Below are 23320 nucleotides of genomic sequence, written 5' to 3' on the forward strand. Positions count from 1 at the left end.
CAAATACGAGCTTAATTCTGTTCCTCATATGGCGGCGGGGCTGCAGTGCCCTTATTCATCGTTAAGCTTGAACCGGCATAAAATGATGAATTTAAAGTGGTGTTTATAGTATTGTTGGTCAGATTGGGCATTATAGAGGCATATGACCGGATACCATGTGTAGGGGTGGCACCCATTCCTTCTGTTTTAATCGGTCCAAAACTATCAGTGAGCAATATAGCTTCTTGTTGTGCTTCGGTGCCTCCGATATAAAATAAATACTCCCGTTTTCCTTTTTTTAAGGTGGGTGATAGCATCACCGAATTCTGCCTTGGATGTAAAACAGAATCCTTGTTGTCGAAAAATGGTTTGTCGGGATAATTCGAAAAATAAAATCGCAATCCTGAAATCTCTACATTGGCCTTTTTAGCTTCTTGTTCTATAAATGCCAAGTACTGTTTTATGGTTTTATAATCATAGGAAACATAGCGTGCTACATCGAATTTTTTTTCGTCGTTATCATTCCCTGATTTTACATTGGCTTTCTTTTGCTGGCGGATTTTATCGTTATACTTACTACGGTTGATGGAATCTTCATAGCGCTGAATCAAGGGTACGCGCCTGTCGCCATAGAAATCATACATTTGCTTGGCTTGTGCTATCTCTACGATTTGGTCAGGGGCCATGACCTCAGGGAGATCCTCTTTTTCTTTTTCCATTTTCTCCTCGCAACTTGAGAGGTTTAAAACACTAAGGGAAAGCACACAAAGGCATAACAAGGAATTTTTTGCTTTGATCATAACAAGGGGTTTTAGGTTATAAATGTTCATGCAAAAATGTGGGGGAAGGCAATCTTTGCCTTATAAAGATATTAAAATAAGAGTAAGATGTTAAATTTGGGATCATTATTAAATCCTAACCTGAGAAACAAAAAAAATCCCTTGAATCTAAGATCCAAGGGATTATTTGAAATCAATTATGATTTTAAGTCTCTCCTACTGATTCATAGTCAGTAAGAATTCCTCATTGTTCTTAGTTTGTTTAATGCGCTGCTCAATGAATTCCATGGCCTCGATTGGGTTCATGTCCGCTAGGTATTTACGCAAGATCCACATACGTTGAATGGTATTGTCATCCAACAATAAATCATCCCGACGTGTACTCGAGGAAGTCAAATCGATGGCAGGGAATATTCTTCTGTTGCTGATTTTTCGATCTAATTGAAGTTCCATGTTACCGGTTCCTTTGAATTCCTCAAAGATAACCTCATCCATTTTGGATCCGGTATCGGTCAATGCCGTGGCAATGATCGACAATGATCCACCACCTTCAATATTACGTGCAGCACCGAAGAAACGTTTTGGTTTGTGCAATGCGTTGGCATCAACACCACCACTCAATACTTTCCCAGACGCTGGTTGTACCGTGTTATACGCACGAGCCAATCGTGTAATTGAATCCAAAAGGATAACGACATCATGACCACATTCGACCAAACGTTTGGCTTTTTCCAATACAATATTGGCTACCCGAACATGTTCGGTTGCTTCCTTATCAAACGTGGAAGCAATAACTTCGCCTTGTACATTACGCTGCATATCGGTCACCTCTTCAGGACGCTCATCGATAAGCAAAACAATTAGATATACCTCGGGATGATTTGCTGCAATCGCGTTTGCTATGTCTTTCAACAGCATGGTCTTACCCGTTTTAGGTTGGGAAACGATCATACCCCTTTGTCCTTTTCCTATTGGGGAGAACAAATCGATAATACGGGTCGAGATACTGCTTTGGCGCTCCGAAAGATTGAATTTTTCCTGTGGGAACAATGGAGTCAAGTGCTCAAAGGATACCCGGTCGCGGACGACCTGGGGATCAATACCGTTAATTTTGTTCACCTTGATCAATGGGAAATATTTCTCGCCCTCTTTAGGCGGTCGTACATTCCCTAGAACCGTATCACCGGTTTTAAGTCCAAACAATCTGATCTGTGATTGCGAAACATAAATATCATCTGGTGATGAAAGGTAATTGTAATCCGAGGATCTTAAAAAACCATAGCCATCTTGCATAATATCGAGGACCCCTTCACTTGCAATAATGCTGTCGAATTCATATTCAGGTTCCTTATATCGGTTCTTGAGATCTTTGTCAAAATTGCTATTGCGTTTGTCCTGTCCGTTTTTTTGATGATGGGACTTTTTGACACTTTGGGTTTTATGTTGCTGTGGCCCTTTTTGATGGTCTTTCTTGGTGCTTTGGCCAGTGGCTGCCCTTGGGTTGGGTCTGTTGCCTTCCTTTTGTGGCTTCTTAACTGGTTTTTCAGCAGCGGACGGGGCTTCTGTTTTGGTATTGTCCGTCGCTTTTCCTTCAGCTTTTTCTGCATGGGAAACTCGGGATCTTTTTGGTCGTTCTGTTGGTTTTTCTTGTGCAAGGTCGGGAACTGAAGCGATAGCTTCCGCAACCTTCGGATTTGCCGCCTGTACATCCAAAATTTGATAGACTAGGTCTAGTTTTTTTAAGGTCTTGAATTTGGGTACTTTTAACCCTTTCGCTATTTCCTGAAGTTCAGGAAGTTTTTTCGATTTTAAATCTGAAATCTCAAACATTAAGTGTGATATAAATTATACGTCTTTAGACAATTAAGAAGTGTATTGTTATTTGGGTTTACAAGGGGAAGAATCCCCGCTTTGGTAAGTGTTATAACTAATAACGCCACAATATTACAAATTATTTTCAATAATTCGGGGATATTTTTTAAAAGACATGTATTTTTGCGCTTCAAATCGTTCTAAAAAGCAATGATTCAAAGAATTCAGTCCATTTATCTAATCATTGTCGCCTTATTGGGAGGTGTTGCCCCCTTTCTGGCCTATCTCTGGTTAGATTCCAAAGGAGCGGAGTTTTTTGCCAAAAATGAACTATGGATCTCAATTGCTTTTTACATTTCGGCGATTTTGGCCATGATTGCTATTTTTTTATTCAAGAAGAGACAAAATCAATTTGTGATTAACAGATTGAACATCATATTGAATCTTTTTTTACTAGGATTTTTCGTTTACCGATCGCTAAACTTATCCGGAGAAACTTTGGTTTCTGAGAAGGGTATTGGGATGTTGATTCCTGTATTTTCTATCGTTTTTTTGGTCCTGGCCAACAGGGCTATTAAGAAGGATGAGGATCTTGTAAAATCTGTGGATCGTTTGCGTTGAACCTAACATCTTAGTAGTATTAGTGCGTAAACCCTGATGGAAGCATCAGGGTTTTTACGTTTTATGCAGGTTCAACCCTAAATGCCCCCTAATGGGTTAATTATCCTTTTTTGTGGCGACTATCGAATACACCATAGGAATCTTATTACCCAGGTGTTCAATATGATATTTCCCGGGTTCAAATTCTATGGTCTTATTAAAGCAATTGTAGGGTGAATAATCAAACTCATCCAATGACTGTATTTCCAGGTTGTTTCGGATTAAATTGTTCACCACTTCGCTAATTCCATGATTCCACACAATACATTTCTGATGTATATTGGCATTTTTATCCGCATATGTGCCTTTCTGCATTTCAATGATTGCACCAGAATTGAAATAGTTGTATCCAATTTCAGTGAAATTATCATCGAACATCCATACTACCGGATGAAATTCCACGAAAACGAATTTGCCGTTTGGTTTCAAAAATCGCGATACGATTTGGCCCCACTTGTTTAGGTCCGGAAGCCAGCCTATAGTTCCATAACTGGTAAAAACAATATCGAAGGTTTTATTTAAATGATGGGGTAGGTCATAAATATCACAACAGATGAATGTAGTGTCTACATTACACGTTTTGGCAAGTTTTTCAGCTTGCTCTATAGCCTTATCCGAGAGGTCAACTCCCGTAACACTAGCTCCCAGTCTTTCCATTGATATGGAGTCCTGGCCAAAATGGCATTGAAGGTGAAGGATGTTTTTTCCTTTTACGTCACCCAATAGGTTTAACTCAATTTCTTTCAATGAGGACTTTCCTTTTAAAAACCCATCGAGATCATAAAAATCCGATTTCAAATGAAAATCAGTTGAATTATTCCATAAATCCCTGTTTATTTCGATGTAGTTTTCTTTAGCCCCCATTTTGTACCCAAATTTTTAACCCCACTTCAAAATTCCTGTTTTAGAAAATAAAACTATCTTTTTTAAGGCTGGAATTTCAAAACTAGCTTATTTTTATCGCTTGCCTAATTCAATGACCTCCAAATCCTTGATCTCCTTTCCATCGATCACAAATCGCAGCATAGTTCGTACTTGATGAAATCCGTATTTACCGCAAGCGCCGGGATTCATGTGCAGAATTCCCCTCGTCTTGTCGTGCATTACCTTTAATATATGCGAATGGCCACAAATGAACAGTTTCGGTGGGTTCGCCCTTATTTCTTTGATTACATTACTATTGTATTTGGGAGGATATCCGCCAATATGGGTTATCCAGACATCGACCTCTTCACACATGAACCGTTTATGCAATGGAAATTCTTTTTGAATAATATGATCATCGATATTTCCATAGACCCCTTTCAATGGTTTTATTCTTTCAATGGTATCGGTTACCTGCAAACTCCCAATGTCACCGGCATGCCATACTTCATCGGCCTGTCGAACATATTTTAAAATGGCGTCGTCAATATGTCCATGGGTATCCGACAGTAATAGAATTTTGGTCATAAAACTTAAATTAAGCTTAAAATTAAGGATTTTTGGACCTCTCTTTAGATGGAACGAAGTATCTTTGATCACCACAAAAATAGACCATTCACTTGAGATATTTTATCGTTTTTTCATACTTTGGAAAGTCGTACCATGGATGGCAAAGCCAGCCGAATGCCATAACAATACAGGCCGTTTTGGAAGATTCGATTTCCAAGCTTTTGGGGGAAAATATAGCTGTGGTCGGTGCCGGCAGAACCGATGCAGGCGTACATGCCAAACAAATGTATGCCCATTTTGATTTTGAAGGGGAATTGGCCGTAGACGATTTTGTATTTCGCTTAAATGCTTTTTTGCCCGATGATATTGCCGTTGTTGGAATACACCCGGTGGCGAACGATGCCCATGCACGATTTGATGCAATCGAACGCACCTATGAATATTGGATAACACAAAGGAAGAACCCTTTTTATATGGACACGGCCCATTACGTAAGGCATGAATTGGATATCGATGCCATGAACAAGGCCGCCCAATTAATTCGGGCCCATAACGATTTCGAATGCTTTTCAAAATCGAATACCGAAGTGCGTACCTTCCTATGTAAGATAAAAAAGGCGGAATGGACACGGCATACCGATAGATTGGTATTCAAGATAACAGCGGACCGTTTTCTTCGGAATATGGTAAGGGCCATTGTAGGAACCCTTCTCGATGTAGGTATTGGGAAGTCGAATCTGGAGGATGTCAGGATAATTTTAAAAGGGAAAGACAGATCCCTTGCTGGGGCTTCTGTCCCCGCAAAAGGGTTATATTTGACCAAAATCGTATACCCCGATACAATAAAAGGAAATGAGTAAAGAATTAGGAAAAGCATTTGATACCGGATTATTCAAGCGCCTACTAAGGTATACCAAACCGTATAGGTTTACTTTTTATGGCGTGGCCCTTTCCGCGATTTTACTGTCTGCTTTTGCTGTGATGACCCCCTTTTTATTGCGCATGCTTATTGATGATGCCATAATGAAATCCGACGCCGAAAAATTGTTCTACTTGGTGGTGGCTATGTTGGTGGTTTTATTGGCTCAAGTCATCTTTCAATTACTTTTTAATTATTATGCGAACTGGTTGGGTGAATCGGTCATAAAGGATGTGCGTATTAAATTATTTCAGCATATGCTCGATTTTAGAATGACCTATTTTGATAAATCCTCATTAGGTGTTCTGGTCACCAGGGCAGTGGCCGATATGCAGCGTATTGGGGAAATCTTCAGCCAAGGATTTTTTGTTATTGTTGCCGATTTGTTGAAAATGTTCGCCGCGGCTGCGTTGATGATATATATGAATTGGAAATTGGCCTTGCTCGTTTTCGCCCTGCTTCCGTTGATTTTATATGCCACGCGTTTGTTCCAAAAGGCGATGAAGGTGGCCTTTATCGAAGTTAGGGCCGAAGTTGCCAATTTAAATTCTTTTGTTCAAGAAAGGATAGCGGGCATGAAAATAGTTCAACTATTTACCCGTGAAAAGATCGAGAGTGCAAAATTCCGGGAAATCAATGAAAAGCATAAGAAAGCCTGGTTGAAAACGGTCTGGTACAACTCCATATTTTTCCCTGTTGCTGAGATCGTTACTTCACTGGCCATCGGTTTGGTGGTTTGGTATGGTGGACTCATGAATGTCGCCAATATCTCAGCTAGTGAGGCAGGAACCATATTTGCCTATATCCTTTGTATTGAGATACTTTTTAGGCCTTTGCGACAAATCGCCGATAAGTTCAATACTTTACAAATGGGCATGGTGGCGGCCAACAGGGTTTTTTCCATTTTGGATACGGAAAGCACCATGGATGATTCAGGAACGTTTGAGGATACCCATGTAAGGGGCGATATTAGCTTTAAGAATGTCCGGTTCGGATATGTGCCAGACGAAGAAGTACTACATGGCATTTCTTTCGAGGCCAAGGCAGGTGAAACCATTGCTATCGTTGGTGCCACAGGGGCCGGAAAATCGACCATAATCAATTTATTGAACCGCTTTTATGAAATACAATCAGGACAGATTTTAATTGATGGTATAGACAGTAAATCCTTTAAACTGGCTTCGTTACGTTCCCATATAGCCGTGGTATTGCAGGATGTCTTTCTTTTTGCCGATACCATTGCCAACAACATTTCACTGAAAAACAACAACATAGCTTTAAAAGATATCAAGGAAGCTGCCAAGCAAATCGGGGTAGATGAGTTCATCGAAAGCCTTCCTGGAGGATATCAGTTCAATGTAAAGGAACGAGGCTCCATGTTGTCGAGCGGTCAACGTCAATTAATTGCATTTCTTAGGGCTTATGTCAGTAATCCAAGTATCCTTATTTTGGATGAGGCCACTTCCTCGGTCGATACGTATTCCGAACGATTGATCCAACGCGCCACCGATAAGATTACGGAAGGAAGAACTTCGATTATCATTGCCCACCGATTGGCTACGGTCAAGAAGGCCGATAAGATTTTGGTTATGGAAGCCGGGAAAATAGTCGAGTCTGGCACCCATAGCGAGCTATTGAAAAAAGGAGGATACTATAACAAACTTTATGAAGCCCAGTTTTTGGAGGAGGAAGCGGCTTAAATCAAATCTTCTTTCATCAGATTGCCCAATTCTTCAATATCCTTAAAGTGTACGAACCCCCCATTTTTGATATAAGAAATATCACCTGTTTCTTCACTGACTACAAGTGCCAATGCATCCGTACGTTCGGTAATCCCTACCGCGGCCCTATGGCGTAATCCAAAACGAAGGGGAATACTGCGTTCATTTGAAATCGGAAGTATCACGCGGGTAGCCACAATATTATTGTCTTCTATGACCGCAGCACCATCGTGTAAGGGGCTATTTTTAAAAAAAATACTTTCCAAAAGAGGTTGATTGACCTCGGCGTACATGCTATCCCCGGATGACTTTACAAAATCGAGGGAGTTATTCCGTTTAATAACTATGATGACACCGGTTCTAGATCGTCCCATACTCCTGCAGGCTTTCAAAATAGCGTCGATATCCGTGCTTGTCGTCAGGCCTTCCGGTTTTAAAAACCGAAACCAACGATGGAAGTTTCGTTTATTCGCAAAGTTCGTGGACCCGATCATCAACAGGAATTTCCTTATTTCTTGCTGAAAGACAATGATCAGAGCGATCAGTCCGACCTGCATAAACCCACCAACCATACTACTGATCATTTCCATCTCGAGCAACTCGGTAAGTTTCCAAAAGCCCCAAATAATGACAATTCCTATGAATATGTTGATGGCAACCGATCCACGTACCAATTTGTAGATATAATAAAGAAGTAAGGCGACTAAGATAATGTCGAGAATATCGGTAATCTTAAAGTCGAGAAAATTCAAAAAATCCAATCCTAGCCGTTTTTGTAAAATTAACAAAATTTGATGAACATAAACCCTATTGGATTTTTAGTTGAGCTGTTCGTTCAATATAATACATTCGATAGCAGCGGCAACATCATGCACCCTCAGGATCCGTGCTCCCTTTTGTAAGGCGACCATATGAAGGGCCGTGGTACCATTCAACGCTTCCTGTGGTGTTTTTTCCAGTACTTTGTATATCATCGATTTCCTACTTAAACCAACTAAAATGGGTAGTTCCAATGTTTGCAGTAAATCCAAATTTTGTAGCAAGGTATAATTCTGTTCCAAGGTTTTGCTAAAACCAAATCCCGGATCGATGATGACGTCGTTTATATGGTATTCCCTTGCCCGTGCTATTCTCTCGGAGAAGTAATACAGTAGGTCGACCACTAAATCGCTATAATCGGTATTCTGTTGCATGTTCTGGGGAGTGCCTTTCATGTGCATCATACAATAAGGTATCCCATGTTCGGCGACCACAGCGAGCATGCGATCATCTTGTATACCTGCGGAGATATCATTGACCATGGTTGCTCCTTCCTTCAGGCAGGCATCTGCCACTTTACTGCGGAACGTGTCGATGGATAAGTTGATTTTAGGGAACGTTTTTATAAGCATTGTGACTACGGGGACTATTCTTGTTAATTCGTCTTCCAAAGTGACTATAGCTGCTCCCGGCCTGGAACTATACGCCCCTACATCTATGAAGGTAGCGCCCTCAGCCAGCATTTTTTCTACTTGGCCTAAAATCCCCTGTTCGCCCTCGTACTTTCCACCATCATAAAACGAATCTGGGGTAAGGTTTAGAATGCCCATTACTTTAGGGGTTGACAAATCAATCAATTTTCCATTACAATTCAACGTCATACGGCAAAAGTAAGATGCAAAGTTGCCCTAATAAAGTTTGATAAACCAACTTTAAAACACGAACTTTGAAGTTTAAAATATTTTAGGCGAAATTTACGCAAATTAGTGACACTACATGCAGCAGACTTCCGAACAATACGACGCCGTAATTAAGATTTGTAGGGAATTATTCCAGAAAAAGATGAAAGATTACGGTAGCGCGTGGCGTATTCTTAGATTACCTTCTTTGACCGATCAAATATTCATTAAAGCACAACGCATTAGAGGCCTTCAGGAAAATGAGGTACGAAAGGTAGATGAGGACGAGCGGTCTGAATTTATTGGAATCGTCAATTATGCGATCATGGCCTTGATTCAGTTGGAAAAAGGCGTGGTAGATCAACCGGACCTATCGGAGAAGGAAGCCTTGGAACTCTATGATAAACATGCCAATATCACCAAATTATTGATGGAGGATAAAAACCATGACTATGGGGAAGCTTGGCGCGATATGCGCGTAAGCTCCTTGACCGATCTGATCCTCCAAAAGCTTTTGCGTGTAAAGACAATGGAGAATAATAAAGGGGTGCCCTTGGTCAGTGAAGGTATAGATGCCAATTATCAGGATATGGTAAATTATGCGGTTTTTGCCTTGATTCATTTAAAAGAGGATTCCAAATGAAATATCTGGTTGCTTTTTCGCGAATATTCGTAGGGGTATTGTTTATTTTCAGTGGTTTTATAAAGCTTAACGATCCATTGGGCTTTTCCTTTAAATTAGAGGAATACTTTAGTGAAGGGGTGCTTAACCTCCCTTTTTTGGTACCCTATGCCCTTGGGTTGGCACTCTTTGTCGTCATTTTCGAAGTCCTTTTGGGTGTGATGCTGTTATTGGGTTTCAGGGCCAAATTTACCCTATGGAGCTTATTCCTGATAATCTTGTTTTTTACTTTTTTAACGTTCTACTCGGCCTATTTCAACAAGGTTACCGATTGCGGTTGTTTTGGTGATGCCGTGAATTTGACGCCGTGGGGTTCTTTTACGAAGGATGTTGTTCTATTGGTATTCATTATCATTTTGTTCCTAGGAAAGAAATATGTAAAACCCATTTTTGAATCGAATACAAAACGGATTATTACTGGCGTTTCCTTGCTGATATGTATCCTTTTCGCGAATCATGTGCTGCGACATCTTCCCGTAATCGATTTTAGACCCTACAAAATTGGGGCGAATATCATTGAAGGCATGGAAATACCGGAAGATGCCCAAAAACCGGTCTTTGAATACGCTTGGAAGTTCAATATAAATGGGGAGGAAAAAGTGATTGTGACCCAAGGGGATTATCCGTCAGTCGAAGGGGAGTTCATCGACGTGGAAACCACTGAAATCGAAAAAGGGTACGAACCCCCGATCCATGATTTTACCATTGAGCAAGAGGGCGTGGATTATGCCCCGGAATTATTGGAAGAACCGAAACTGGTGATGATCATCTCCTATGACCTTCGAAAAAGTAATTTCAAGGTTTATCCCGAATTGGCCAAGATGATTGCCAAGGCAAAGAATATGGGTTACAAGGTAATAGGGATGTCGGCCTCAGGTCCTGAACATACCGACGGATTGATTAAAAAATACGGTTTGGACATTTCCTTTTATTTTACCGATGAGACCACCTTAAAAACCATTGTCCGTTCCAATCCAGGGGTTTTGGTTGTAGAAAAGGGAACAATTGTACAAAAGGTACACTATAACGATTTGGAGGATCTTAATTTTTAAGCTTATGGGGAAGATTAGCAAAGTTGTTACAATCGGGGTCATCTTTTTTTCCTTGTTGGCGTGCGCTCAGGAACGTACTTTTTCCGATGAGGCATTGAATGATTCCCTGATAGGTTTAAATGGGGATACTGTTACTTTCCAATCCATATTAAAAGCACATGAAGGCAATATGGTACTCTTGGACATTTGGGCCTCCTGGTGCAAGGATTGTGTCGTAGGAATGCCCAAGGTAAAAGAATTGCAAAAAGAGTTTCCCGATATGACTGTGGTGTTTATTTCCTTGGATAAGGATGAGGCAAGCTGGAAAAAAGGGATCGAAAGGTTCAACATCGAGGAAGGTTCCCATTTTTGGGCCAAGGATGGGTGGAAGTCCGAACTTTTCCAGGCAATCGATTTGGATTGGATTCCGAGGTACATGGTATTGGATGCACAAGGAAATATAACATTATATAAGGCCATCAAGGCTAGTGATAAAGCAATTATAGAACAATTAAAAGAAAATAGATCATGAGAGACAAAATAGTAGCGGGAAACTGGAAAATGAACAAGAATATGGAAGAGACCGAAGCATTATTGGCCGAGGTTTCCGCCAAATTGCCGGATACGGATGCGAAGGTCATGGTGTCACCGACCTTTGTGAATTTGGCCAGTGCCGTAAACCAATTGGAAAGTTCATCAATAGAGGTTATCGCCCAGAACATGCATTTTGCCGAAAGTGGCGCCTATACGGGTGAAATTTCTGCCGATATGTTATTGAATATTGGCATCAACACTGTTATATTGGGGCACTCTGAGCGTAGGGCCTATTTTGGTGAAACCGATGAGATCTTAAAGAAAAAAGTAAAAGCCGCCCTTGCCAAAAAGATGACCGTCATGTTCTGTTTTGGGGAGGAATTGAACGATCGAAAATCAGGGAATCATTTCAAGGTAGTCGAAAGTCAATTAAAAAACGCCCTTTTTGGTTTGGATGCCAAATCATGGAGCAGTATTATTTTGGCTTACGAACCGGTATGGGCCATTGGTACAGGTGAAACAGCCTCTCCGGAACAAGCACAGGAAATGCATGCCTTTATTCGTAAGACCATTGCTACTGCCTTTACTAAAAATATAGCCGATAACGTTTCCATTCTTTATGGTGGTAGCGTAAAACCAAGTAATGCCGAGGAGATTTTCTCCAAACCCGATGTTGATGGGGGCCTTATTGGTGGGGCAGCTTTGGTAGCAGATGATTTTATCGCTATCGTTAAGGCGATCTAAGGCCTAGTATATTTCTATCAACAAGGCGGATAAAAAGTAAGATTTAATTCACTTAGTCACATTGAGCGCAGTCGAAAGACCTCAAAACCAGGCAAAATAAGGTCTTCAACTGCGCTCATATTAAGAGTCTTAGGTTTTCAGTCCGCCTCTTTCCTTTTCCAGAAAATCTAAAAATGCCGAATACCATTTACATAGAGTACAACTTCGAGATTTCGCCCTTACAACCTGCAGCAGATATACTGATCGCGGAATTGGGTGAAGTGGGTTTCGAGAGTTTTGTGGAACACGAAACCGGCATCCAAGCATATATCCAAAAAGGGGAATGGCGGGAAGACATTTTGAGTGAAGTTACGATTTTGGGGAATCCCCAATTTAAGTTCGATTATGATGTTAAGGAATTGGAACAGGAAAACTGGAATGCGACCTGGGAACGCAATTTCCAGCCCATTCGTGTTGGTGATCAATGTGAGGTAAGGGCCCCTTTTCACGAGAAATCGAAGGTAGCCTATGATATTGTCATTGAACCCAAGATGAGTTTTGGGACTGGGCATCATGAGACCACCCATATGATGTTGCAATTTATTTTGGCGCATGAATTTAAAGGAAAGTGCGTATTGGATATGGGTTGCGGTACGGGGGTTTTGGCTATATTGGCAGAGTTGAAAGGAGCAGCCTCGGTCGATGCCATAGATATTGATAATTGGTGTTACCTCAATGCCAAAGAGAATATCGAACGAAACGATTGTAAGAATATTAAGGTTTTTGAAGGGGATGCAACCCTATTGGAAGGTCAAAAATATGACGTGATCATCGCCAATATCAATAGGAATATCCTGCTATCCGATATTCCTGTTTATAGCAAATGCCTTACCGAAAACGGACAGTTGTTCCTAAGCGGATTTTATAAGGAAGACATTCCCTTAATCACCGAAAAATGCAATGAAAATGGACTTCGGATTGAAAAAAATCTGGAAAAAAATAATTGGGTTGCCGTAAAATATGTATTTTAGAGAAAGTTAGGACCTATGTAATACAGGTTCTAGATCCGAATTTAAATATTGAATTATGGGCACAAAGGAAAAAATTTCGGAAGAATTACTGCTCGAGGAAGAAACAGTAAAGCAAAACGAAATTGTACTTTTTAATGATGAGGTAAATACGTTCGATCATGTTATAGAAACCTTGATCGATGTTTGCGAACACACTCCAGAGCAGGCAGAACAATGTTCTTTAATTGTTCACTACAACGGTAAATGTACCGTAAAAACAGGGGATTATAAAGATTTGGAACCCCGATGCAGTCGTTTGCTCCAAGCAGGATTAAGTGCAGAAATCGTATAGATCTAACCACTTCTGGAATTTCATTTAGGATTTTAGTGAAAGACTGGGCGATAGGGTCCTGCCAAAGGAAAACTCTTAAGGAAAACTCTTATTTTTTAGCGCATTATTAGACTGTTTTGCATTACAGTGGACTATGATTATTGATTACTTTTAAAAGCTAATCAATACCTAAGGCCATGTCGTCATTTGAAAAAATATCCATAAAGGAAAAAATAGGATACGCCTTAGGGGATGGTGCCGCCAATATTGCCTGGAGAGGGGTGGCCACCTTTTTATTCATATTCTATACCGATGTTTTTGGCTTGAGTCCTGTAACTGTGGGGGTCTTAATGCTTGTCGCCCGTTTTAGCGATGGTATTAGCGACGTAGTGATGGGAATCATTGGCGATCGCACAAAATCGAAATATGGTAAATTCCGTCCATGGATCTTATGGACCGCCATACCCTTGGCCGCTATTTTATCTCTTTTGTTCACTAGTCCCGATTTAGGGGAAACTGGGAAGATCGTTTACGCTTATGTCACCTATATATTTTTTACGCTAATATACACGGCCAACAACGTGCCATATGGGGCTCTGATGGCCGTAATGACTGGGGATGATAAAGAACGAACGAGTCTGGGGTCTTACCGGATGGTGGGGGCTTTTGGTGGGGGTATGTTGGTACAGGGGGCATTGCTTTTTTTGGTAGCCTATTACGGAAATGTGAATCCCAAGATAGCTATAGATCAAGTAACCGATGATACCTATAAAGTAGTCGTTTCGGCACCTTCCGACGTAGAGAACGTGAATATCAAGACAGATGACGGCATTGCCTTGTTTACTTGGGAAGATGCCCAAGACGTAAGTGGGGAAGATAGCCCTACCCATGGAAAAAGTTTTTCTATGGAAGCCGATAAGGAGTATGTGTTTTTGGTCGAGGGGGAGCAAAACCTATCTACGGATAAAATCACCATTATCGACCAAAAAAGAGGGTATAGCAACGCCATGTATTTGATGTCCATTTTTCTGGCGATATTAATGTTCTTGACCTTCTATACCACCAAAGAAAGAATACAACCCCCCAAGGAGCAAAAGAACAACCTGAGAAAGGATTTCAAGGATTTGATTTCGAACAAACCTTGGCTGGTATTATTGATCATAGGACTTTTGTTCAATGTGTACAATTCGATCAAGCAGGGCATTGTCATCATTTACTTTAGCCATTATCTCCATAATCAACTTTTGTCCGCCTCGTTCTTGATCGGTCTTATGATTGCCTCTGTACTGGGCGCGATGGCAACCGCTCCCTTAGGAAAGAGATTGGGTAAGCGCAACCTCTTTATTTATGCCCTTCTTTTTTCCGGTGGGGTAAATGCCTTACTCGCTTTTTGTGGCCCTGAGGATATCACCGCCATTTTCACCATTGGTATTGTTTCAGAATTTGCAGCCGCTATTTTCCCAACCTTGTTCTTTGCCATGTTGGGCGATGCTGCGGATTATTCAGAGTTCAAGAATGGCCGTAGGGCTACGGGGCTCATTTATTCCGCAGGTTCGTTTGCGACAAAGTTTGGTGGGGGTATTGCCGGTGCGATTATCGGTTTGGTCTTGGGGGCTTTCGCTTACAATGGTCAAGATCCCGAATCGATTAAAGGGGCGGTACCGGGAATTATAATGCTGATGAGCTGGGTACCGGCCTTGATCACTGTATTGGCGGCAGGATTAATGTTCCTTTACCCTTTGACACAAAAGAAATTGGATGAGATCACGTTGGAGTTGAAACAACGAAGGCTTCAAGAATAACGCACTTTAAGAATTAATAGTAAAAACATGAAATACGGACATTTTGACGATAAGAATAGGGAATATGTAATCACGAATCCCCAAACCCCATACCCTTGGATCAATTATTTGGGTAATGAGGATTTCTTTTCCTTAACCTCCAATACCGGTGGCGGATATACCTTTTATAAAGACGCAAAATTTAGACGGCTGACACGCTATCGGTACAATAATGTTCCCATAGACGATGGTGGAAAATACTTTTATATAAAGGACGGAGATGTCACTTGGTCCCCAGGATGGAAACCGATGAAGACCCGTTTGGACAGTTATGAATGTCGCCATGGCATGAGCTATACCAAATTCAATAGTGCAAAGAATGGCGTTGAAGCGCAGATCCTTCAATTCATTCCATTAGGATTTTGGGGCGAGATCCAAAAAGTCTCCTTGAAGAATACCGCTTCAGAAACCAAAAAGCTGAAATTGTTCTCCTTTATAGAGTGGTGCCTTTGGAACGCCGAGGATGACATGACCAATTTCCAACGGAACTTTTCAACAGGGGAGGTAGAAATCGAAGATTCTACCATTTACCATAAAACCGAATTCAAGGAACGCCGCAACCACTATGCCTTTTATTCCGTCAATGCCCCTATTGATGGCTATGATACCGATAGGGAATCTTTCTTGGGTCTATACAATGGCTTTGATAACCCCGATGTGGTGAACCAGGGGACTCCCAAAAACACGGAGGCCCACGGATGGTCACCCATTGCATCACACTATATTGAAGTAGAATTGCAACCTGGGGAATCGCGCGATTTTATCTTTATGTTGGGTTATGTTGAGGTCGACAAGGACGATAAATGGGAACGAAAGGCGGTCATCAATAAGAAGCCTGCCAAGGCTATGATGGCAAAATATAATACTGTTGAAAAAATCGATACCGCCTATGACGATTTGCACACCTACTGGGATAGGTTGCTGGGCAAGATCAATATTGAATCCAGCGATGACCGTTTGGATAGAATGGTAAACATCTGGAACCAATACCAATGTATGGTCACCTTCAACATGTCGCGTTCCGCTTCCTTTTTTGAATCGGGTATTGGCCGTGGTATGGGCTTTAGGGACTCCAATCAGGATTTGATCGGCTTTGTACATCAAATTCCTGAAAGGGCAAGGGAGCGTATCTTCGATATCGCATCGACCCAATTTGAGGATGGCTCATGCTACCACCAATACCAGCCTTTGACCAAAAAGGGCAATTCGGCCATAGGTGGCGATTTTAATGACGACCCGTTATGGTTGATCCTCTCCACCACCGAATATATCAAAGAAACCGGGGATTTCTCCCTATTGGATGAGATGGTGCCATTTGATAATGATGCCTCTAGGGCCAAACCCCATTTCGACCATTTAAAAGCCTCCTTTTACCATGTGGTGAATAATTTGGGTCCCCATGGTCTGCCGCTTATCGGTCGTGCCGATTGGAACGATTGCCTCAATCTCAATTGTTTTTCGGATGATCCCAATGAGTCTTTCCAAACCACTGGAAATAAAAAAGGGAAGACGGCCGAGTCCTTGATGATCGCCGGACTTTTTGTGGTCTATGGAAAGGAATATGTAAAACTTTGTAAGCGAATTGGGAAGGATACCGAAGCAAAGGAAGCCGAAAAGCATGTAAAGGCCATGATTGAAGCTGTAAAAAAAGACGGTTGGGATGGCGATTGGTATTTAAGGGCCTATGATTATTATGGAAAAAAAATCGGGTCGAATGAAAATGAGGAAGGTAAGATCTTTATAGAATCCCAGGGCTGGTGTTCCATGGCGGAAATCGGTAAGAAAGAGGGCATGGTGGAAAAATCGCTGAATGCGGTAAAAGAGCATTTAGACTGTGAATATGGCATTGTTTTGAATAGTCCAGCATTTACCAAATACTATATCGAATACGGGGAGATTTCGACCTATCCGGCCGGGTATAAGGAAAATGGCGGTATCTTCTGCCATAACAATCCTTGGATTATGATTGGGGAGACCCTATTGGGTAGGGGAGACCAGGCGTATGGGTATTATACCAAAATAGCCCCGAGTTTTCTCGAAGACATTTCGGAACTACATAAGGTAGAACCTTATGTATATTGCCAAATGATCGCGGGCAAGGAAGCTTTTAAACCGGGTGAGGCCAAAAACTCCTGGTTATCGGGTACCGCTTCTTGGAATTTCTTTGCGATCACCCAATATATTTTGGGCGTAAAAACGGATTACGACGGACTGGTTATCGATCCTTGCATACCCTCTAAATGGGACGGATTTAAAATGAGCAGGGAATTCAGGGGTGCGACCTATAAAATAGAGGTTCAAAATCCCGACCACGTAAGTAAAGGAGTGAAGCGCATTTTGGTCAACGGAAAGGAAATCCCCTCGAATACCGTCCCTATTTTAGAGAAAGGAAAGGCACATTCGGTACAAGTGATCATGGGATGATCTAGTGGGGTAATTTGTCCTTGATGACACCATAAACAAAGGTGCCAAGTATAGCCGCGGCGATGACGATCAGCATGCTAAAAACCCCTGTACCCACCAAAATATACATGGGTCCCGGACAAGCACCTGCCAGGGCCCAGCCCAATCCGAAAATGGAACCACCCAAAAGATAGCGGGTAAATCCCCTCTCTTTGGGGGCGATATTAATGGTTTGGCCTGTAAAACTTTTAAGACCGGTACGTTTAATAAACGCGACCGCTAGGATGCCCAGTAGCACGGCAGAACCGATAATCCCATACATATGAAAGGACTGGAATTTGAACATTTCAAATATGCGGTACCAGGAAACGGCTTCGGATTTCACCAAAACAATCCCAAAGAACATACCGACCAATAGATATTTTATAAAATTCATGCACTAAAGATTAAGGGTAGAATAAAATGGGTCATGATCAGGCCACCAATAAAAAAGCCGATTACGGCCACCAAGGAGGGCTTTTGAAGATTGCTCAATCCGGAAATCGCATGGCCCGAGGTGCATCCCCCGGCATAGCGGGTACCAAAGCCGACCAAAAAACCGGCGATGATCAAGATGGCCAGCCCTTTAAACGTCAAAACGGAATCCCAGCTGAAAATTTCAGGGGGTAAAAGCGTTTCCCCAGCACCATTAAACCCCAAGGCATTTAAATCATCAATGGTATTGGGGGAAAGCGCGATGGCCGAACCATCGGATAATAAATATACCGCGATGAAACCTCCTGTAATGGCACCAATGACAACAACCAAGTTCCATCGTTGCGATTTCCAGTCGTACCTAAAAAAATCGGAGTATTTGCCAGCACCACCCATACTGCAAAGTGTTCGCAGGTTCGATGACATGCCGAACGACTTTCCAAAATAGAAAAGCAGTAACATAATCGATGTAATCAGTGGCCCGGAAACATACCAAGGCCAAGGTTGCAATATATATTCCATCCCATGTATTTTATGCAAATATAATGGAATGGGATTGGGATTACGAAATTAGTGGGGTAATCACTTGGATTAGGTGCTTCAATCAGACTTTTGCCAATATTAATATGGACATTAAAACTAAAATAATTAGCGTAAAATACATAAAAAAGAAGATGGCAGCACATTCAGGCTACGGTGTTATTTGGAATATCATTTTTACTTTTTCAATAAGAAAAACTCAATATGAAAATAAACTGATCTGGATCATTTGCGAAGTATGATCCGGTTTCTATCTTAATCCTTAGACAAAATTTTCAACCTAATTGTAAATGTATCAATCTAAAAAAATAGTATTATGAAACGGTTCAAAATTTCTTATTTGATTTTACTTCTAGGTATGCTGTTGATATCTTGTGAGAATGAAAGCATCGACACTGAGGTAGTCTCCCAAGAGGAGTCCCTTGAGCAATTTGACGTGCCTGAAATTCCGGCAGACATTAAATCTATGATGAGTACCGAAGATTTAGCCTTGTTTGAAGCAGGTCCAGGTAAAGAATATCTTAGCAACGAGATGAGTAAAGGTACACGCGGGAAACACGGAAGATGGCATCCCATATTGATGAAATTGGGCTACAATCTACAAATTGGCCCATTTGTTGGAGAATCTTGTGAAACTCCGGTCCCTTGTTTTGATGAAAATGGACCTACTGGAGCGGAGGGATGTGACGATCCTGCTAATTTCAAAGGAGCTACCGGAGTAACGGTCGCGGATGGATATTTGTTTTCAAAACCTGTGCATTCCATGTATTTTCCTGTCTTTTGTTTTCCCGATTATGCCGGATATGGGGAAGGTTTTTACCAATTGGAAAATGGAATGTTGTGGGTAGAAGCCAAAAACGGTCCCTTTTATTATGATGAAGAGGGCAATAGCAGCTTTCGACGAATAGGCAAATATAACCCAGACAAAAGTCAAGGTATTTTTTCAGACGTTAGAGGTTGGGAAATTGCCCTACTCTATACTGCGGCCGAGAATAATCCTGGTACTAACAATGGCATTGGCTATTCCGATGTAATAATTTTTGGATGGGCGTATTGGTGATAAGGTAGCAGTACCTGCTGTTGGCACTAAAGATCCCTGAGGTATGCCCAAGTTTAGTTCTGTGTTTCGATTTCGAGAATTTTGAATCCTGGAAATGCAGTTCCTTATGGGGTAAAAGGGATCTTTCACCAGATTCATGAATTTTTAGTAACGTAATTAAACAGTGGTAATAAGAGCTGAAATGGTTCAGTCTTTTATGCAGCGCACTGAAAATCCGGTTTTTTTACTATCGGTGAATCTGTGAATTTGTGTCCAATGGGTATTAAGCAATCTGGATAAACTTAAGGTATCGCCCGACTCCGTAGTACTCCAAAATGCGGCTATCTCATGTAATTGATACGCACCTCCATTATCAGCGTTTCGATAACCCGAAGGAATCGCCCAAAAACCCGAACTGCCAAAGGCTATATCGGTAACTAGAATGCCTTCATTCCAAAGCCTTGAATCCCCTGCAATTTTACTACCTTCATTCGTGCCTCGAAAAGTATACATTTCTGTTTCGTTTTGGCTCATTCCCAGATGCATTTCCAGCTCTTTCCATTCATTATCACTTGGCAAATGCCATCCATCGGGGCAAACTCCCTGAACATTACTCGGGTTGGAGTCACTGCTAGTACTGCCATTCATTGTCGCTGCCCACGTATATAATGCACCATAGACTTCTTTGTTCGCTATTGAATTTTCATAGTAAGAAATCGTTTTATCAGAAAATGTGAGGTTGCTCCAAGCACTTTCGTCGGTAACCAATTCGATCTCCGTTCCGTTGGCATAATGCGAAGTTTTGAGATTCTCTGCCATCCAAATCTGATCTCCAATTTGAACTGTTGTATACGTATTTCCATCAACATCTGTTACCGTAAGTGTATTCTGGGTATCATCATCCTTTTCGCAATTCGTCAAGATCGGGATTAGCAAGAATAGTAGAACAGGTACTAGCTTTCTTTTCATGGGGGATTTTATTAAGCAGTTTTTATTTTATCAATGTTATTAACCTGTCCGAAGTATAGGCTTCCCATTTTAAAACATCGTTGCACCAAATCTTGGTACAGATTACATGTCCATTACTAAAATCAATTTCACCTTTGATAATATCAAAATCACTTTCTGAAAACTGAATTTTGATCTCGGTAAAACCCCTAGTATCATAGTCAGGATTGTTATAATCCGGTGTCAATAATACCCTTAGACGATTTTCTCCATTTATTTCTTCAACGGTCATTCCCTTTGCATTTCTCTGGTCATAGCCGAAATGTTCGATCCATTCAGAATCCGTTCTATAGAATAGCCTTATATCTTTTGATGCAATTCCATCAACTTTGTCGAGAATATTGACTCCATCAGCATTAACAATTAGGATATCCAATCCGAAATCAATCGTAGTACAACATGTTATTTCTTTTTTATCACAAGAAACAGAGATTGAAATCAGTATAATAAAAGGTACTATTTTTTTCATTTTTTTGTTAAAAAGGTCTCGGTTAGGAGTAATTTGGGGTTTACGTCCGTGGATTTTCAGAAGTGGCGAAAACAACCAATTAGGGATAACCATTTTATGGGCGTTTTTTAGAATAATGAATACCCTAGTATTATTGATAATGTCTTAAAATCCGCATCCCAAAACGAATAGTCTCCTAAAAGTTCCCTACTCGCTTGATATCTCATTTCCAGACTGTATTTGTCTTGGAGTTTATAGCCAATGCCGAACGCCAAATTGTTTCGACTATCAATTTCCAAATCATTATCTAAACTTGAGCCATCTGCTCTTTTAAACGTAAGTAAAGATTTTGAACTTAAATCAAATATGAATGAGGCATCCACGAAAATTTTTGAATTGTTATCAAGAAAGAAATAATGTCTCAAACTTACTGGAACTTCAACAGAACTGTATTCGACTTCGGCCAATATTTCACCCCCTGACACAAAACTTACATTAGTCGTTTTTTTGGATTTAAAGGTCTGATACGTTGGTTCAATTGCAAATGCCCATTTATTTTTATTAAAAGGTAAAATGAATTCAGTTTCCAATCCAAATCCAAATCCTATCTTGCTCCCGAAATCTATATTCCTGGAACTAGATATTGAGTTTTGTATTTCTAATGAAGAACTGTTTAAACGAGGTCTGATAGTCAAATTGAATAAATCCCGTTTTTGTTTTGGTTCAAAATGAACTAAGTCGATGTTATGGCATTCACTGTAATCATTAAATAATCGTACTAATTCCTTTTTTTTATAGTTTAAACTTTCGAATTTACCCATTTTGAAATATGGACATTTCAAATCATTCCATAGCTGTTGCCTAAATCTATTGTTTTTACCAACGGTATTATTAATGGTAGTATAGCTTTTAAATACCAGTTGCTCAATATTGGAGTTTTCTTTACTGTAAAAGTATCTTTTTAAATTACTATCAACATATTCAAACAGGTTTGCCTTACCTTCAACCAATACCCTTAAAAAAAGCGTTTCTTTATTAAAATTAGGGTTCATGTCATTACTTAAAAAATTGACAATCTCACTTGACCTGTCAATTTCCACAGTACTTCTGATGTATTTTGAATTATTATCAATACCAAATTCTTTTATTGATCTTATAGTTGCATTTTTAGAATCACTTTTTTCTGATAATTTATATTCAAATTCAGTAGGATTGTTCTTCCAATCGCTATTCTTGATCAGACAGTTGATTTTTTGGTTGGCATTATCTATAAAATATCCTTTTTCATAAGAAATTTGTGAATAGGAATTGAGGCTTAAAACTATGGTTAATAGAATTATTAGTTGGTTTTTCATAATTATTTTTAATATTAACATTAAAGTCCCGAGGTATCGGGAGGACTAGGGCTTTTTATAGGAGGTTTTGTTGGCGGTAGTTTTTATTTATTATTCCATAATCTTTTAAAATAAAGCGTGTCAGGATATTTAGAGATTTCATAAACCCACTTGGATTTATCAGCTATTAAATGATTGAAAGTCAAAAAATTATGTGATTTTCCTTTATTGTAAAAATTGATTTTATAATGATAGGTTGGATAAAACAAAGAATCTAATTCTTTATCACGATAATCAAGTACTTTACATTGTTCCCAATCATTGAGAAGCTTTTTAAACTGTTTATTTGTCAATTTTTTGCTTTTCCCGGTACTTTTGGAGAAGATAATTATTGAATCAATAGCTGAGGGCAGTAATTTTAATTTGTCAGGTTGTAATTCTATCGCTTGATTATTACAAACATTGATTTTTATATATAAATTATTTTTTAGTTGAAAGTCAATTTTACAGGAATCAGATTTGTAGATATTTTCAGCTATTAATTGATTATTTTTAAATATGTCCAGTCGGTTGAAATGAGGTCCGGCAAAACCAATACAAGTATATTCCTGGATCATGTAATCACCAACTTGCCAATTTTGAGATTTATCGCAATTAGTTCCATACGCCTTTCCAACTTTTTTTGCAGCAGAACTTAATCCACTTGAAATAGCCACTGCAAATGATTTAAATACGATGATTACGCCAAATAAAATAGTTACTGTAATGAGGGTATTTTTGAGAGTCTTATTCATAAAAAGAATTACCGCCAACGTACGGATACAGTTACTTCTATCTATAATACTGTTAAAGGCACTATAAATTTCCTACAAAATAAGATGATAAGCAAGAATAAAAAGACCAATGTAAATAATAACCGTTGATCGGTTATACTTTGAACGTTTAAACAAAGTGCGTGGC

General features: G+C 40.1%; 24 protein-coding genes. 12 read left to right on the forward strand and 12 right to left on the reverse strand.

Features of this window, described 5'->3' with window-relative positions:
* Positions 1 to 11 precede the first annotated feature (11 nt).
* Entirely contained in the window at positions 12 to 779 is a 768-nt protein-coding gene (locus HPE63_RS09275) for a hypothetical protein (RefSeq protein ID WP_188313991.1), read from the reverse strand.
* Between the two features lie 195 nt (positions 780 to 974).
* Positions 975 to 2588 carry a transcription termination factor Rho gene (rho, locus tag HPE63_RS09280; protein ID WP_188313992.1) on the reverse strand — a complete coding sequence of 538 codons (1614 nt, stop codon included), beginning with the start codon at positions 2586 to 2588 and terminating at the stop codon, positions 975 to 977.
* A 192-nt stretch (positions 2589 to 2780) separates the two neighbouring features.
* Here rho and HPE63_RS09285 point away from each other — a divergent pair, with 192 nt between their 5' ends.
* Positions 2781 to 3191, forward strand: coding sequence for a DUF4293 domain-containing protein (locus tag HPE63_RS09285; RefSeq protein ID WP_188313993.1), 411 nt, complete (start codon positions 2781 to 2783; stop codon positions 3189 to 3191).
* Positions 3192 to 3287: 96 nt separating this feature from the next.
* On the opposite strand, the gene HPE63_RS09290 is transcribed toward HPE63_RS09285, so the two are convergent.
* Both HPE63_RS09290 and HPE63_RS09295 read right to left on the reverse strand, forming a co-directional pair.
* Entirely contained in the window at positions 3288 to 4094 is an 807-nt protein-coding gene (locus HPE63_RS09290) for a class I SAM-dependent methyltransferase (protein WP_188313994.1), read from the reverse strand.
* Positions 4095 to 4187: 93 nt separating this feature from the next.
* On the reverse strand, positions 4188 to 4682 hold the full coding sequence (locus HPE63_RS09295) for a metallophosphoesterase family protein (RefSeq protein WP_188313995.1): 495 nt from the start codon (positions 4680 to 4682) through the stop codon (positions 4188 to 4190).
* A 92-nt stretch (positions 4683 to 4774) separates the two neighbouring features.
* Between HPE63_RS09295 and truA the strand changes: the two genes are divergently transcribed.
* Both truA and HPE63_RS09305 read left to right on the forward strand, forming a co-directional pair.
* The gene (gene truA, locus HPE63_RS09300; protein ID WP_188313996.1) at positions 4775 to 5524 is read left to right on the forward strand and encodes a tRNA pseudouridine(38-40) synthase TruA; all 750 of its coding nucleotides are present in this window, start codon (positions 4775 to 4777) and stop codon (positions 5522 to 5524) included.
* Positions 5517 to 7283, forward strand: a complete 1767-nt coding sequence (locus HPE63_RS09305) for an ABC transporter ATP-binding protein (protein ID WP_188313997.1) — start codon at positions 5517 to 5519, stop codon at positions 7281 to 7283. Before truA ends, HPE63_RS09305 begins: the two co-directional genes overlap by 8 nt.
* On the opposite strand, the gene cdaA is transcribed toward HPE63_RS09305, so the two are convergent.
* Together cdaA and folP are read right to left on the reverse strand one after the other, a co-directional pair.
* Positions 7280 to 8065 (reverse strand): diadenylate cyclase CdaA, encoded by a 786-nt coding sequence (cdaA, locus tag HPE63_RS09310; protein ID WP_188313998.1) that lies wholly within the window; start codon positions 8063 to 8065, stop codon positions 7280 to 7282. The two genes, HPE63_RS09305 and cdaA, sit on opposite strands and share 4 nt — an antisense overlap.
* Before the next feature lie 57 nt (positions 8066 to 8122).
* Positions 8123 to 8944: a dihydropteroate synthase gene (gene folP / locus HPE63_RS09315; RefSeq protein ID WP_188313999.1), complete on the reverse strand. Its 822-nt coding sequence runs from the start codon at positions 8942 to 8944 to the stop codon at positions 8123 to 8125.
* A gap of 115 nt (positions 8945 to 9059) precedes the next feature.
* Between folP and HPE63_RS09320 the strand changes: the two genes are divergently transcribed.
* From HPE63_RS09320 to HPE63_RS09355, 8 genes are all read left to right on the forward strand, one after another.
* A complete protein-coding gene (locus HPE63_RS09320; protein WP_188314000.1) occupies positions 9060 to 9605 on the forward strand; it encodes a DUF1599 domain-containing protein in 546 nt (181 codons plus the stop codon).
* On the forward strand, positions 9602 to 10696 hold the full coding sequence (locus tag HPE63_RS09325; RefSeq protein ID WP_188314001.1) for a BT_3928 family protein: 1095 nt from the start codon (positions 9602 to 9604) through the stop codon (positions 10694 to 10696). The genes HPE63_RS09320 and HPE63_RS09325 overlap by 4 nt, the downstream gene beginning before the upstream one ends.
* 4 nt (positions 10697 to 10700) lie before the next feature.
* On the forward strand, positions 10701 to 11207 hold the full coding sequence (locus HPE63_RS09330) for a TlpA family protein disulfide reductase (RefSeq protein WP_223198104.1): 507 nt from the start codon (positions 10701 to 10703) through the stop codon (positions 11205 to 11207).
* Entirely contained in the window at positions 11204 to 11953 is a 750-nt protein-coding gene (tpiA, locus tag HPE63_RS09335; protein ID WP_188314002.1) for a triose-phosphate isomerase, read from the forward strand. Before HPE63_RS09330 ends, tpiA begins: the two co-directional genes overlap by 4 nt.
* Before the next feature lie 173 nt (positions 11954 to 12126).
* Positions 12127 to 12963 carry a 50S ribosomal protein L11 methyltransferase gene (gene prmA, locus HPE63_RS09340; protein ID WP_188314003.1) on the forward strand — a complete coding sequence of 279 codons (837 nt, stop codon included), beginning with the start codon at positions 12127 to 12129 and terminating at the stop codon, positions 12961 to 12963.
* 55 nt (positions 12964 to 13018) lie between these two features.
* Complete coding sequence (locus HPE63_RS09345; protein WP_188314004.1) at positions 13019 to 13294, forward strand: ATP-dependent Clp protease adaptor ClpS; 276 nt, start codon at positions 13019 to 13021, stop codon at positions 13292 to 13294.
* Between the two features lie 176 nt (positions 13295 to 13470).
* The gene (locus tag HPE63_RS09350; protein ID WP_188314005.1) at positions 13471 to 15075 is read left to right on the forward strand and encodes an MFS transporter; all 1605 of its coding nucleotides are present in this window, start codon (positions 13471 to 13473) and stop codon (positions 15073 to 15075) included.
* 27 nt (positions 15076 to 15102) lie between these two features.
* Complete coding sequence (locus HPE63_RS09355) at positions 15103 to 17538, forward strand: GH36-type glycosyl hydrolase domain-containing protein (protein ID WP_188314006.1); 2436 nt, start codon at positions 15103 to 15105, stop codon at positions 17536 to 17538.
* A 1-nt stretch (position 17539) separates the two neighbouring features.
* On the opposite strand, the gene HPE63_RS09360 is transcribed toward HPE63_RS09355, so the two are convergent.
* Entirely contained in the window at positions 17540 to 17953 is a 414-nt protein-coding gene (locus tag HPE63_RS09360) for a DUF6691 family protein (protein WP_188314007.1), read from the reverse strand.
* Entirely contained in the window at positions 17950 to 18513 is a 564-nt protein-coding gene (locus HPE63_RS09365; RefSeq protein WP_188314008.1) for a YeeE/YedE family protein, read from the reverse strand. Before HPE63_RS09365 ends, HPE63_RS09360 begins: the two co-directional genes overlap by 4 nt.
* A 334-nt stretch (positions 18514 to 18847) precedes the next feature.
* On the opposite strand from HPE63_RS09365, the gene HPE63_RS09370 reads away from it, so the two are divergent.
* Positions 18848 to 19591: a hypothetical protein gene (locus tag HPE63_RS09370; protein ID WP_188314009.1), complete on the forward strand. Its 744-nt coding sequence runs from the start codon at positions 18848 to 18850 to the stop codon at positions 19589 to 19591.
* 186 nt (positions 19592 to 19777) lie between these two features.
* Here HPE63_RS09370 and HPE63_RS09375 read toward each other — a convergent pair whose 3' ends face one another.
* From HPE63_RS09375 to HPE63_RS09390, 4 genes are all read right to left on the reverse strand, one after another.
* A complete protein-coding gene (locus HPE63_RS09375; protein WP_188314010.1) occupies positions 19778 to 20539 on the reverse strand; it encodes a fibrobacter succinogenes major paralogous domain-containing protein in 762 nt (253 codons plus the stop codon).
* A gap of 22 nt (positions 20540 to 20561) precedes the next feature.
* The gene (locus HPE63_RS09380; RefSeq protein ID WP_188314011.1) at positions 20562 to 21047 is read right to left on the reverse strand and encodes a hypothetical protein; all 486 of its coding nucleotides are present in this window, start codon (positions 21045 to 21047) and stop codon (positions 20562 to 20564) included.
* 107 nt (positions 21048 to 21154) lie between these two features.
* Positions 21155 to 22381, reverse strand: coding sequence for a porin family protein (locus HPE63_RS09385; protein WP_188314012.1), 1227 nt, complete (start codon positions 22379 to 22381; stop codon positions 21155 to 21157).
* 83 nt (positions 22382 to 22464) lie between these two features.
* Positions 22465 to 23154, reverse strand: a complete 690-nt coding sequence (locus HPE63_RS09390) for a hypothetical protein (RefSeq protein WP_188314013.1) — start codon at positions 23152 to 23154, stop codon at positions 22465 to 22467.
* Positions 23155 to 23320 lie beyond the last annotated feature (166 nt).

Origin of the sequence: Maribacter arenosus, from assembly GCF_014610845.1 — a bacterium.
Lineage (GTDB): Bacteria > Bacteroidota > Bacteroidia > Flavobacteriales > Flavobacteriaceae > Maribacter_A > Maribacter_A arenosus.

Excerpts from the sequence above, each read along its gene's own strand:
- HPE63_RS09275 (WP_188313991.1), bottom strand. The coding sequence starts at position 779 with ATGATCAAAGCAAAAAATTCCTTGTTATGCCTTTGTGTGCTTTCCCTT.
- rho (WP_188313992.1), bottom strand. The coding sequence starts at position 2,588 with ATGTTTGAGATTTCAGATTTAAAATCGAAAAAACTTCCTGAACTTCAG.
- HPE63_RS09285 (WP_188313993.1), top strand. The coding sequence starts at position 2,781 with ATGATTCAAAGAATTCAGTCCATTTATCTAATCATTGTCGCCTTATTG.
- HPE63_RS09290 (WP_188313994.1), bottom strand. The coding sequence starts at position 4,094 with ATGGGGGCTAAAGAAAACTACATCGAAATAAACAGGGATTTATGGAAT.
- HPE63_RS09295 (WP_188313995.1), bottom strand. The coding sequence starts at position 4,682 with ATGACCAAAATTCTATTACTGTCGGATACCCATGGACATATTGACGAC.
- HPE63_RS09305 (WP_188313997.1), top strand. The coding sequence starts at position 5,517 with ATGAGTAAAGAATTAGGAAAAGCATTTGATACCGGATTATTCAAGCGC.
- folP (WP_188313999.1), bottom strand. The coding sequence starts at position 8,944 with ATGACGTTGAATTGTAATGGAAAATTGATTGATTTGTCAACCCCTAAA.
- HPE63_RS09320 (WP_188314000.1), top strand. The coding sequence starts at position 9,060 with ATGCAGCAGACTTCCGAACAATACGACGCCGTAATTAAGATTTGTAGG.
- HPE63_RS09325 (WP_188314001.1), top strand. The coding sequence starts at position 9,602 with ATGAAATATCTGGTTGCTTTTTCGCGAATATTCGTAGGGGTATTGTTT.
- HPE63_RS09330 (WP_223198104.1), top strand. The coding sequence starts at position 10,701 with ATGGGGAAGATTAGCAAAGTTGTTACAATCGGGGTCATCTTTTTTTCC.
- tpiA (WP_188314002.1), top strand. The coding sequence starts at position 11,204 with ATGAGAGACAAAATAGTAGCGGGAAACTGGAAAATGAACAAGAATATG.
- prmA (WP_188314003.1), top strand. The coding sequence starts at position 12,127 with ATGCCGAATACCATTTACATAGAGTACAACTTCGAGATTTCGCCCTTA.
- HPE63_RS09345 (WP_188314004.1), top strand. The coding sequence starts at position 13,019 with ATGGGCACAAAGGAAAAAATTTCGGAAGAATTACTGCTCGAGGAAGAA.
- HPE63_RS09350 (WP_188314005.1), top strand. The coding sequence starts at position 13,471 with ATGTCGTCATTTGAAAAAATATCCATAAAGGAAAAAATAGGATACGCC.
- HPE63_RS09355 (WP_188314006.1), top strand. The coding sequence starts at position 15,103 with ATGAAATACGGACATTTTGACGATAAGAATAGGGAATATGTAATCACG.
- HPE63_RS09360 (WP_188314007.1), bottom strand. The coding sequence starts at position 17,953 with ATGAATTTTATAAAATATCTATTGGTCGGTATGTTCTTTGGGATTGTT.
- HPE63_RS09365 (WP_188314008.1), bottom strand. The coding sequence starts at position 18,513 with ATGGAATATATATTGCAACCTTGGCCTTGGTATGTTTCCGGGCCACTG.
- HPE63_RS09370 (WP_188314009.1), top strand. The coding sequence starts at position 18,848 with ATGAAACGGTTCAAAATTTCTTATTTGATTTTACTTCTAGGTATGCTG.
- HPE63_RS09375 (WP_188314010.1), bottom strand. The coding sequence starts at position 20,539 with ATGAAAAGAAAGCTAGTACCTGTTCTACTATTCTTGCTAATCCCGATC.
- HPE63_RS09380 (WP_188314011.1), bottom strand. The coding sequence starts at position 21,047 with ATGAAAAAAATAGTACCTTTTATTATACTGATTTCAATCTCTGTTTCT.
- HPE63_RS09385 (WP_188314012.1), bottom strand. The coding sequence starts at position 22,381 with ATGAAAAACCAACTAATAATTCTATTAACCATAGTTTTAAGCCTCAAT.
- HPE63_RS09390 (WP_188314013.1), bottom strand. The coding sequence starts at position 23,154 with ATGAATAAGACTCTCAAAAATACCCTCATTACAGTAACTATTTTATTT.